The sequence below is a fragment of the Acetitomaculum ruminis DSM 5522 genome (assembly GCF_900112085.1).
GTDB classification, from domain to species: Bacteria; Bacillota; Clostridia; order Lachnospirales; family Lachnospiraceae; genus Acetitomaculum; species Acetitomaculum ruminis.
This window is the reverse complement of the sequence record NZ_FOJY01000018.1, coordinates 1-12,989: the sequence shown is the minus strand read 5'-3', so window position 1 is coordinate 12,989 and position 12,989 is coordinate 1. Positions and strand designations below refer to the sequence as shown.

Annotated in this window: 7 protein-coding genes; all 7 read right to left on the bottom strand. The window is 34.1% G+C overall.

From position 1 onward, the window contains the following. Window positions 1-166: 166 nt before the first annotated feature. Window positions 167-2,065 (bottom strand): heavy metal translocating P-type ATPase, encoded by a 1,899-nt coding sequence (locus tag BM153_RS11015; RefSeq protein ID WP_092873762.1) that lies wholly within the window; start codon window positions 2,063-2,065, stop codon window positions 167-169. Between the two features lie 430 nt (window positions 2,066-2,495). Then, window positions 2,496-2,714 (bottom strand): cation transporter, encoded by a 219-nt coding sequence (locus BM153_RS11010; RefSeq protein WP_092873760.1) that lies wholly within the window; start codon window positions 2,712-2,714, stop codon window positions 2,496-2,498. 368 nt (window positions 2,715-3,082) lie between these two features. Further along, entirely contained in the window at window positions 3,083-7,861 is a 4,779-nt protein-coding gene (locus BM153_RS11005; protein WP_092873757.1) for an Ig-like domain-containing protein, read from the bottom strand. Between the two features lie 128 nt (window positions 7,862-7,989). Next, a complete protein-coding gene (locus BM153_RS11000) occupies window positions 7,990-9,732 on the bottom strand; it encodes a GGDEF domain-containing protein (RefSeq protein ID WP_092873754.1) in 1,743 nt (580 codons plus the stop codon). 62 nt (window positions 9,733-9,794) lie between these two features. After that, on the bottom strand, window positions 9,795-11,132 hold the full coding sequence (locus tag BM153_RS10995) for a C40 family peptidase (protein ID WP_092873751.1): 1,338 nt from the start codon (window positions 11,130-11,132) through the stop codon (window positions 9,795-9,797). Between the two features lie 20 nt (window positions 11,133-11,152). Next, window positions 11,153-12,511 carry a hypothetical protein gene (locus tag BM153_RS10990; RefSeq protein ID WP_092873748.1) on the bottom strand — a complete coding sequence of 453 codons (1,359 nt, stop codon included), beginning with the start codon at window positions 12,509-12,511 and terminating at the stop codon, window positions 11,153-11,155. 292 nt (window positions 12,512-12,803) lie between these two features. Then, on the bottom strand, window positions 12,804-12,989 hold a 186-nt coding region (locus tag BM153_RS10985), incomplete at its 5' end, for a transposase (protein ID WP_177205634.1).

The window sequence follows — 12,989 nt, the reverse complement described above, 5'->3', positions numbered from 1 at the left end:
AGTGGCACTTTGTGCCACCTGTCAGAATGGGCTTTAACCCCTTCTGACACTAGTAAGCTTATATCCCCGCTTAAAGCTTACGCTTTTGAAGCGGGGGATTGCTTACACTGCGTTCAAATAATTATTTACCAAAGTATCTCTTTTATTTTTGACATTTCTAATAATATTAAATGCGTTTTGCAAATAAAACTCTTATTGCATTTAATACACAAAGAATCATTACTCCTACGTCTGAAATAATGGCAATCCACATGTTTGCAATACCTAAAGCACCTAAGATAAGACATAAGAACTTAACTCCCAATGCAAAATAGATATTTTCATAAACAATTCTCATACATTTTCTTGAGATTCTGATTGCTTTTGAAATTTTAACAGGATCATCATCCATTAATACTATATCAGCAGCTTCGATAGCAGCATCTGAACCTAAAGCTCCCATGGCTATACCAATATCCGCTCTTGTAAGAACAGGAGCATCATTAATACCATCACCAACAAAGGCAAGTCTGTCTTTATCTGACTGTTGTTTTAAAAGTTCCTCAACCCTGCTTACTTTATCTGCAGGAAGTAATTCGGATTTAACCTCATCAACTCCAACATCTGATGCAACTTTTTCAGCTATCTTTTTAGCATCTCCTGTAAGCATTACAGTCTTTTTAACCCCTGAGTTTTTAAGTGAGCTTATTGCTTCTTTAGCATTTGGTTTAACTTCATCAGTAATAAGAATATGTCCTTCGTAAACATCATTAATAGCAACATGTACTATTGTTCCCGGATGAGTACATGGAATATATTTAATTCCAAGTCTATCCATTAATTTATCATTACCAACGGCAACTTTTTTACCTTTTACTGTAGCTGTAATTCCGTTTCCACCGATTTCTTCCACATCTGTTACAAGATTAGAGTCAATATGCTTTCCAAAAGCCTTCTTTAATGAAAGACTAATAGGATGTGATGAATGACACTCTGCCAATGCCGCATATTCAAGGATTTCCTTGTCCTGCTTTTCATTATGATGAACACCGCTTACTTCAAAATTACCCTTTGTAATAGTACCGGTTTTATCAAATACAACTGTTTTAACTTCTGATAAAGTTTCAAGGTAATTAGAACCTTTAACCAAAATACCCTGAGAACTTGCTCCACCGATTCCTGCAAAGAATGTAAGAGGAATACTGATTACTACCGCACATGGACAAGAAATTACTAAAAATGTACATGCTCTGTAAATCCAGATATATAATTCCGGTGTCATGTGTAATACAAAATACTGGAATAAAGAAGGTAAAACAATAAGGGCAATAGCTGCATAAAATACTATTGGTGTATAATATTTAGCAAATTTATATATGAAGTTTTCGGATTTTGATTTTCTTGAGGAAGCATTTTCCACAAGGTCTAAAATCTTAGATGCTGTTGATTCATCAAATTCTGTAGTGGTTTTAACTCTTAAAACACCACTTTGATTAATAAATCCACTAAGTACATCATCTCCAACTGTAACATCTCTTGGAATACTCTCACCTGTAAGAGCTGCAGTATTCATTGTGGAAGTTCCCTCAACAACGACACCGTCTATAGGTACCTTCTCACCAGGTTTTACTACGATAATTGAACCGATTTCAACTTCATCAGGATCAACTTTTTGTGTACTTTTATCCTCAGCTTCAAGGTTTGCATAATCCGGACGAATATCCATAAGATCACTGATATTTCTACGACTCTTTCCAACTGCAATAGCCTGGAAAAGTTCTCCTAACTGATAAAGGAGCATAACGGCAACTGCCTCTGTAAAATCTCCGGATTTTTCGTAAATTCCAACTCCTATGGCACCGATGGTGGCAACGGACATCAAAAGGTTTTCATCAAACATCTGTCCGTTTTTGATTCCCAGACCTGCTTTGTAAAGAACATCATATCCACAGGTAAGGTATGGAATCATGTATATTGCCAGTTTTAAATACCATGAAACACTTTCTGAAGGTAATAATTCTAAAATCACCACAAATATAGCTGCTACAATGATTCTGGTAAGTAAGATTTTTTGTTTTTTAGTCATACTATTATCCTTTCACTATTAATATTATTTTCAATGTATATAAAGCCCACACATATTATTTCGGTCAATAGTTAAAATTAAATCTTTTATGTAAAGCGGACATTCTTAAATCCGCTTCGCTACTTCCTCATGAACGCAGTGGCACTTTGTGCCACCTGTCAGAAGGGGCTTTAACCCCTTCTGACACTAGTAAGCTTATACCCCCGCTTAAAGCTTACGCTTTTGAAGCGGGGGATTGCTTACACTGCGTTCAAAAATTATTTATTGGATTCTTAAGCAGACACAAAATGCTTTAGCTTAATTATTGAATGAGTATCATTATTTTATGAATCCTTAAAAAACCAATTCTTCAACAGGTTAAAACAATGATTTTCATTTCTTGTAAAGAGGCAAAACAAAAAATTGTTCTGCCTCATGAAGTCAAAAATTTTTAGATAAAGATTTCGCAGTCGTTTTCAACTTTCTTGCAGTTTGCAAGTACATCTTTCATTACTGCATCTACATCTGCTCCGTCTTCAAATTCAACTTTCATTTTTAATGTCATAAAGTTTACATTTGCATCAGCAACTCCTGCTGTATTTTTAGCAGCTTCTTCCATTTTTGCAGCACAGTTAGCGCAGTCAACTTCAATTTTGTATGTCTTTTTCATCCTTAATACCTTGTTGAAACTATATTTCAACTTTCCTTTCTTATTATTATTAAAATATCAATAACGATTTCTCAGTTAATCATATGAGCAACTGTTCATATGTTATGAGCTCATTCTATTATTTTTTTGTCAACTTGTCAATACCAAAAATTATTTTTTTCGTATTTTTTATTATATTGAAAATTCCATATATTTTGTAAGTTTTCTCTTTTCTAAGAAATGCATTTCCTATACTCATATCTTATTTATCGAATCGCTTAGGGAAACTGTTAATATCTTTCTTTTTCTAATAGTGTAAATATCATTACCAAAAACACCAGGAGCAGTTTCTTTCGATTCTGCCCCTGGTGTTTTATGAGTGTATGTTTTTATTTTGTAACTTTTACAGTTACCTTCTTAAGTATATTGTTTGCCTTAATTGTAATTGTTACCTTTCCGGCTTTTTTAGCACGAATTACTCCTTTATCTGATACGGTAGCAATTTTTATATTTGATGATTTATAAGTTATTTTTGTGGCAGGAGTAGCATTTACCTTAAGTTTAAGAGTTTTTCCTTTTTTAAGTAAAACAGAGGTTTTGTCCACTTTTAAGGTTGGTTTTAAAACTACTATTTCGCATTTTGCGCTTACTCCGTTTGCCTTGGCTGTAATTGTTACTTTTCCGGCCTTTTTAGCAGTAACAAGTCCATTATTATTAACTGTAGCTATTTTTTTATTTGAACTTGTCCATTTTGCCAGTTTAGAATTATTTCTTCCGTTGATACAAGCATCCAGTTTAAGAGTCTTTTTGTTAACAGTATAAAGTGTTGCTTTCTTTGCTGTTAATTTTATGGTGTTGGCTTTTACATTTACAACAAATTCAGCTTTTATATTATTATTTTCAAGAGATGTAACTGTAATAACAGCTTTTCCGGCTTTCTTGGCAGTTACAATTCCTTTTTCATCAACGGTAGCTATTTTTTTATTTGAGCTGCTAAATGCCAAATCCTTATTAATGGCTGTTTCCGGTAATGCATAAGCTTTGATTTTTGTTGTCTTTCCTGCATAAATGGTTGCAGAATTTTTATCAAGCTTAATTTCTGATACATGATTTGCAGCTTCTTTGTCAGCCAGGGATTTAAGTGTTACTATGCCTTCACTTACCACCCAGGTGTCAAGCTTCTCACCGTTATAGTATAATTTATGTCCCAATCCGCTCTTTGTTACATAAGCTTCCATCTCTTTTAACTGATTAAGAGCATCCTTTGCACCATTGTTTAATAAATCTGCAAATTCCTGGGTTTTTAACTCATCTCCTGTTTTTCCTGTTACAGTTTCTTCGTTTTCTACAAAATTTGTTCCTGTAGCAATAGCCGGTGAAATTACTGTATCTGCACTTTGTAAAAGTGACTGGGTATTGAAATAGGTAGCTCTTGCGGTACCGATTCCTGCAAGGGAACCTGTTACGGCACCTGTTGACGGTGCAACGCTTTTTGAAACTACTGAACAATCAGCATAGCAATTATAGATAAATCCACCGTTTTGAGCTGTTATACCACCAATTAATACTCTGTTTGCCGCATCTCCGGCTCCTGTTATATTTCCTCTTGCATAGGAATTTACAATGGCTGTTCTGTTAAGACTAGGAACTATTCCTGCTGCATAAACTGTACCTTTTTTAGAGTTTGAATTTATATTTACTTCTGATGAAGAATTAATCACATATCCCCTAAGTGTATTTCCTGCTATACCACCTGCTCTTGCAATATTTTCTTCTACTGTTACATCAAGATTTCCACTGGTATGGCAATTATTGATAAATATACCTTTTTGAGCCTGACCAACTAATACCCCTGCAAAAGATTGTAATCTAACGCTTAAATCTATGTCCGCATCAACAATGTTTACATTTGAGATGCATACTTTACACCAGTTTGCATCAGGTTCTTCATTATTTGCATAATCTCCGCTTGTAAATCCAAATAGTCCTGTTGTAGCCAGAGGATACTCATATTTTGAAGAATCCTGTTTCAAACCATAAATATTGAAGTTTCCTCCATCATAGTTTCCTCTAAATGGATATAATACAGAATATTTTTCAGTACTTCTTTGTATTTCACGATACCAGCCTATAGGTAAAAAGTTTTCACTGTTAAGGGTAATATCTGTTGTTTGTTTAAAGTAAACACCTTCGTAGGTATTATCTGAATTAATTGAGGCTGAAAGATAAGTAAGTTGGTCAGCATTTGAAATAAGATAAGAATCTTCTTTTGTTCCCTTTCCACCTGCAAACTTAGTTGGATCCACTGGGAAATAATCTGTGGTATCCTCGTTTTTACACTTTGTCTTAGCCTCTTCTAAAGCTTCTTCATATCCTGGAAGGCTCTTGCTTCCTACAATAACTTCTTCATTTTTAATTTCTTTATTTTCTACTGTAATTTTAACTACTACGCTTCTATCTTTATCCCTTCCGTAGTAGGTTCCGTCAACATATTCCATTTTTTCTTCAGGAATATATTCACAATCTGGTCTCTTATAGGTAATTGTTGCATATTCTTTTGACAGCCTTACACCATTTTCATCAGAAATCCATTTTCTTAAATCTGTATTTTTAAGTCCGTATTCTGCCAAATCGATTCCATAGGAGGAAAAATATCCATTTAACACTTCAGCAATTTTGGCATAATTTTCCCTATTATAAGCTATTCCTGTAAGGTCTGTTTTAAGCCCTCCGTTAAAGTACTCTCCTGTTTCATCACTGGTTCCGGAAGTTGTAAGAGTTCCAACATCATTTAAAGGTGAAACAGTACTTTCATTAATTGTCATAACAGATGAGCTGTTGTAAACTGACTGATATGCCTTTCCAAGGCCTGTAACCCATCCGGAAATTGTTCCTGCATAATAGGATAATTCTTTTGTTGTAATATTTCCTGTTCCAAGGCATCCTACAACTGAACCTGCATTTGTAGCAGCAATGTTACTTACCTCTGCCATACCTTCGTTTCCACCGTCACGATTTCCGCTTCCGTATCCGTCTCCGGTTGAATAACAGTTAGCTATAAGTCCTCTGTTGGTAAGAGCAACGATACCTCCTACCTCTGCTAAAGCTTCATCATTTACTACACCTGATAATGAAACATCTGTATGACTGTTAATAACAGCACCTTTATACATATATCCTACGATTCCACCAAGAAAGAGATTTCCCTTGTCCTGGGTAAGGTTCATTTGACCCTGAACATATACATTATCTATAACAGCGCCACTTCTGTCGCTATTTTGTGCATCATTAGACATAACACCAACAATACCACCCACTCTTGCTGTGGCCTTGTAGTGTAAATTCATATACACATCTGTAAGTGAAAGATTTTTTATTCTTGCATTTTCTGTTACGGCACCAAAAAATCCCACATAAATATTGGAAGAATCCAGTTCTTTTACTGCATCTTTTGAACCAATAGTCATACCGCTTATGGTATGATTGTCCCCATCAAAGGTTCCATTAAATACATAATCGCTTCCTCCCACCGGAGTCCACTCCATGCCTGAAATATCTATATCTTTTGTAAGTTTAATAAATGCATCATTATAATCAATTCCATCATCTAAGGAGTTTGCAAAAGCAATCAGCTGTGTTTTATCTGCAATCTGATACGGATTTTCTTTTGTTCCCTCTCCAGCTGCAAAAATTGAAGCATCTATTATTTTATTAACATAATTTTCACCGGTTGGGATAAGAGATTTATCTTCCAACTTCCATAATTTTAAATCAGCATATTCCTTGTATCCAGCCTCTTTAAAAGCCTTATAAGAAGGATAAAGGTTATTTAAAGTTTTTTGGAAGCTTTCTGTATAAAAATCTTTAGCTAAAACTTTAGTATCAGTATCATCTGTTGATGCTGTTTCCATTATCTTACCATTAACTGTAATAACAAGACTGTCAATGAAATATTTGCAGGCAGAAGATGAATAATCTGATGCATTTACTGGACCATATTTTTGATTATTGTTTGCCTGATTTACTGTTATATTTCCGGTATTAACAACATTAAATTCATTACCTGCTGCCATTCCTTCGATACCGCCGACATTAGCAGTACCCTTATTTTCATTTTTTGAATTTCCTGTGATATTTCCATTGTTGATGGCATTAATAACAAAGGATTTATTTCCGGAATTTCCTACAATACCGGCTACCATAAAGTTTGCTCCATCACAAGAAACCTCTATGTCTGCATTATTTACAACATTTGATATTATGGTATTTTTCCCAATTGTACCCACAATACCTGCACCGTAAGTATATGCCTTCCCTTCTACGCTTACTTTTCCGCTTGTTGTTACACAATCCACTATTGTAATGGCTTCAGTAGTTCCAAGAGATGCTCCTGCAATAATACCGGCCTTTGGTCTATCAGAGTTTGAGGTTGAAGTACTTACCAGTTTTACATCTGCATCTTTAACATTTATATTTTTAACAACACTACCATTTCCAAGATAGGAAAACAAACCATAAGCTGCTGCACCACTTTCTACAGATGCAGATATTTTCATATTGGAAACTGTTTTGTTTTGTCCGTCAAAATTTCCTTCAAAAACATTGACACTGGCATTTTCATCACCAATAGGATTAAAGTTTTCAACAGTTGAAAGATCTATATCACTACCAAGAACAATATACTGTCCTTTAAATGTTTCTCCTGAATCAACAGCCTGGGAAAATCCCACCAACTGATCTGCTGTTTTAATTACATAAGGAGCTTTTTGTGTACCGCTTCCTGAATCAAAAAATCTATTATCAACAGCCTTTTCCAGGGCAGATAAAACAGCTTCTTTGATTCCGTTACTGCTTTTTGTTGCTCCGGTAATAACATCTACATTTGTAGACTGGGCTTTAATAATAGAATCAAAAATATCTTCTGCCACAGTATAATAGGACTTTGTCTGGGAGCTGGCATCCACCGTTTCAATTTTAGTGATTTTGCCTTCTTTAATAGTTACCTTAAGCGTTATAGTACCATTATCATAGCCTACTCCACTTCCTTCATACTCTCCATCAAGATATGTTGTGGCAGCATTTGAATTAATTGAAAATCCAAATACAAAGCACAAACACAATACTGCAATAGAAAGTATGGACTTAGAAATTAAACTGATTTTTTTCATAGTATCCTTCCTTTTCTTTCGCTTATTTGTCGCAGTTAGTCGTGACTATCTGATTATAATACAGTATTATATAAGCCTCAAGAAAAAGAGGATTAATGAAAAAGTTTATCATTAATCCTTCATAATCACTAAAAATCACCTTGCAATTTTTTATTATTTTCTTTCATTTTTATTTTGTTTTTGTACATTCTTTTATCTGCTATTTTTTTGGCAGTTGTAAGAGTTTTATCAACAGTTTGGGAAACTAAAGCCACACCATGGGCAATACTAAGTGGATAATCTATTAAATCTCCCTTTCTTCTTTTATATTTCAGGGAATTGGCATTATAATTTTCAATGAATTCCAAAAACTCTTTTAAACATTTTTCGTATCGACTTTCCAGGTCTTCACCTACAATATAGGCAATAAATTCATCCCCACCTATTCTAAAACACTTTCCGTCTTTACCAAAGGAGGCTGAAATGGCCTCGGCTGCGCTTTGAATATATCTGTCTCCAAAATCATGACCGTAATTATCATTTACAAGTTTTAAATTGTTTAGGTCAAACTGGCAAACCATTGCATCAGTGCAGGCGGAATTTTTTAAATTATTTTCAATTTGGTTTTCAAATTCATTGCATGCAGCACGATTTCCCAATGAAGTCAATGTGTCCTTATAGGCTATTTTTTCCATGTCCTCCGTAGCACCGGCCAGTTTTAAATATTTTACTATCTTGTAGAAAATCATTCTCATTATCGTAATAACAACTATCATTGTCCCTATTCTTATAAAAAAACTTGTATTATTACCTTTTTTATTGAGAATATAATACTTTGATACATCTATTAATACACATATACTGAAAATAACTATAGATGGAAATACTTCAAAATTATCATTTGTTATTCCGGTTTTTTTAGTATTTCTGATTTCATCATAAAACATTTTCCATATTATGATTATTGAAACAAACATTTCTATATGCACCAGAAAGATGCTGTTATGTATGTCCATGATATTTAAAACTCTTAAAAATGTACAGATTGCAGCCACGAGTATTGACATTACGGATACAAACCTTGGATATATCTTTTTTCTCAATACCGTTAGATGATTCAAAAATTTTATAATTGGATAGCACATTAAAAATAACAGGGAATAATCCATTATTTTTATTGAAACCACATCACCGGTAATTATTGTAGGAATCAAGGTATCTATAGCCGACCAAGTTCCCACTATTAAAGCAAATACAACCAGAAAATCCAAACCTTCCTTGTTTTTCTTATTCGAAACCCTGTTTACTACCAAAACCGCAATTCCAAAAACTATTATGATTACAGAAATAAAAAACAAAAGAAAATGACTTTCAATATAACTGTTTACATAAGCTTCTTTTTTCTGGATTACCATCCTATCTAACATTGAACTGTCATCCTGATATATGGGTTCTATCTCCATTCTGATTGTCTTTCCAATATCACTTAGTTTTAATCCTATATATACAAAGGCGCTTCCATAGCCTCTTCCGGTAGGATTTTCACCATAATCAAGAGTATAAACAAGCTCATTGTCAAGATAAATATTTGCTATTAAATTTTTTGCCCTGAAATTGAGAGAATCATCATTGTCTATTCCATTGGGAACTGCTTTTTCAATGACTATTTTACCGTTTTTATTCTTTTTTAGATCCAGCAGGCAACCAAGATCGACTTCTTTTCCTTCTTCATTCTCCCAACCATTAATAAAAAAAATTTCCCTGTCCCTGACATTATTGTTGAGACTTTTGAAACCAAAAAAGACAATGCAAAGGAAGCTGGCTACCAATAGTACCCAAAATATCAGTTCATCCCACTTCATTTTGTTTAAATACCGGTCTGTCATCTTCATTGCTTCTTCCCTTTTTTGCCACGGATTTGATTATCTGTAAAGAAAAAAGCCAAATCCTAAATTTATGGGCGTCCTACAACTGAGTTTCCCCAAATTCCGGAATTTGTTGCCCATTTTACACTTACATTATAACTTTTTCCATTATTACCAAATCCATTGAAATTGTATCCTGCAAGCATTTCTACATGATAAATACCCAGATATCTTCCGTTTCCTCCCCCTGTTCCAAAAGCCAAATCTCCAGCCTGAAGTTTGTAATTGCTAATGTTATTTCCGTAAACCTGTCCACTTACCATTTTGCCCTTGTTGGCAAGGTATTGGGCAAGTCCGGCTGCAGTAGGTGCCCAGTTACCTGTTACTCCAAAATTGTAACCATAAGGCACATAAGCCCTCCAGACTAGTGAACTACAGTCATAATATCCTTTTTCCATTCTTCTTGCTTGAGAATAGCTGGAGGATTTATATATTTTAATAGCTTTTTTTACAGCGGATATTTTATTTTTACTTGTAATACTTATAATATTTCCAAATTTCAAATTTCCTATGTAGGCTACCAGAATAGCGTTTCCGTTTTTTATGGCACTAACTGTTCCATTTTTACTTACCTTTGCCACAGATGCCCTTGTGGTTCCCCATTTAATCAGGTTAGGGGATGCGACAGTAAGATTTTTTTTATTGTTTTTTCCAATATAGACTTTAAGTTTTGTTTTACTGCCCCTTGCTAAAAGTTCTGAAGTGCTTTTTACTGTGGCATAATATATATTCATTTTGTATGCTAATTTTTTACCAAAAATATTTATATAAACTTTTGCTGTTCCCAAGCCCTCAAATGTAAGGGTTACCTTGTTATTTACTATGCTTTGTGATGTTATTTTTATTCTTGAATTTGACGTTTTAAAACTCACATTAGAAGCGTCAAAAGAATTATCGGTATTTATTTTGTAAGGCATATTTTTAATTGTAAATGTTACCCTTTTTTGACTGTTTGAGTCATAAGCAGAAGTTAAATCCGTTGTATATAAGGTCTTTTCACTAACGGAAAGACTGGCTTTAGAAGTCACGGGAACAACATTCACATTGTAACTACGGTTTCCCACCACACTGCCTTTAGCATTAAAACCTCTTACATAAATCTTAGCCGTACCAACATTTCTTGCTACATATGCTCCTTCATCGGTAACCTTCACCACAGATTCATTATAGGAATAATACCGGTATTTTCTTGCTTTTTTTATATCAGCTTTAAAACATCCTTTACTTTTTACGGTTACTACATTGTTATTATTATCCTCCATTAATGATTTTTCTGATGCATAAACCTGGCTTTTTGTAACAGTGGATAAACATAAAGTTAATACAAACAGTACAAAAAAGCTGGTTAAACTTTTTTTTAGTTTCATTTTCTCTCCTTTTTTTACTCTTATGGTCTGGCCACAATTGCATCCGAGTCAACTCCTGCTGCCGTTACCCAGCGTGGACTTAGCAAATAACCTTTTCCATTATTTGTAAAACCGTTGAAATAATACCCTTCAAATATTTCCACGTGATTTATCCCCATAAAACGACCATTTCCGGAATTAATAGGAAAAGCAAGATCTCCTGCCTGAAGCTTGTAATTACTTATATTATCTCCGAAAACCATACCAGGTAACTGCTTTCCATGATTTACCAGATACCTTGCAATATCAGCTGCGGTAGGTGCCCAGTATAGTGAGCCGAAATTATAGCCTAATAAATGGTAAGCTCTCCAAACCAATGATGAACAGTCATAATAACCATTTTCCATTCTATGAGCCTGGGAATAGGTAGATACGGAATATATGGCCTTTGCATTTGCAATACATTGTAACATTACTTGAGAAGTAACGCTGACTGCAACTCCAAATTTTAAATTTCCAACTTTTACTGCTATTATAGCATTTCCTGCCTTCTTTGTGCTAACAATTCCACTTCTGTTTACAGTAGCAACTGATGCTCTTGAACTGCCAAATCGTACACGGCTTAACCCTATGTTTTCCAAGGCTTTTTGAGAATTTTTCCCGATATAAAGCCTTATTGATGCAGAAGTACCTGTTGCCACGGTTTTTGTGGTATCTTGTATTGTCACATAATATAAATGCATTTTAAAATATATTTTTTTCCCAAATAGATTTATTTTAATTGTGGAATTTCCCACTCCGCTAAAAGTTAATTCTCCCCAGCTTGATTCAACTTTTTTTGATTCAATTTTTACATTAGGATTACTTGATATCACCGAAAAATTTGCAGCATCAAATTTTTTTTGTACTGTGTTCATATTGTAATTGATACCTGATATTTTAAATTTCACTCGGTTTGAAGGATTAGAGTTATAAGCTGAGCCTACATCTGTTGTGTAAAGTGTCGCTTCATTTGTATTTAACATAGCCGACTCTGTCTTTGGATATACATTTACATAATAAACCTGCCTGTCAACAAAGTGGCCGTTTTCATTATAGCCTCTTGCAATAATCTTTACATTTCCCACTTTTTTTGCTCTATAATTTCCCAGTTCATCAACTATTAAAACAGAGGAATCAGCACTGTAAAATTTATACTGTCTTGCCCCAACAATAGAAGCCTTGAATTTTCCCCTTTCCCTTATAGTTACTGTATTAATCTTGTAAATTTTGTTTTTTATATCAGTGGTTTTTAATGTTAAATTAGCAGCGAAGCTTTCTTTAGCATTTGTAAACCCACCAAAACAAAATACTATAAAAAGCATGATAAAAAATTTGGTTAAACTCTTTCTTATTTTCATTTTTTCCTCCTGAATTTTTTCATCTTATAAATTTTTTATAAAAGTCTCTCATAAAATCTTATCGGCTTTTTTAATTAATTTTTTTATTTTTTACAGGAGTAAATCAGATATCCATCCAGGTCAAAAAAATTACCGGATGAAATATTTTGCTTTAGAACATAAATCATGACCACCGGCTCAGCCGGTGGTTTGCTCTGCGGCTATAAGCCGCTGTTACTAGCTACCCCTAAAGGGGCTCTGAAAAATCCGCCAGCCGCACTACGATTACTGGCGGGCTCTCAAGAGCCTCTTTTTATTTGCCCTTGTTTACCGGCTGACCCGTAAACGGATCTATAAATTCACTTAGTGACATTTGATCATATTCTAAATCTTCTTTTAGTTGGTTGCGAATATACTGTTCAATCTTTTTTGCATTTTTACCTACGGTATCTACATAATATCCTCTGCACCAGAAATGTCGGTTCCCGTACTTATACTT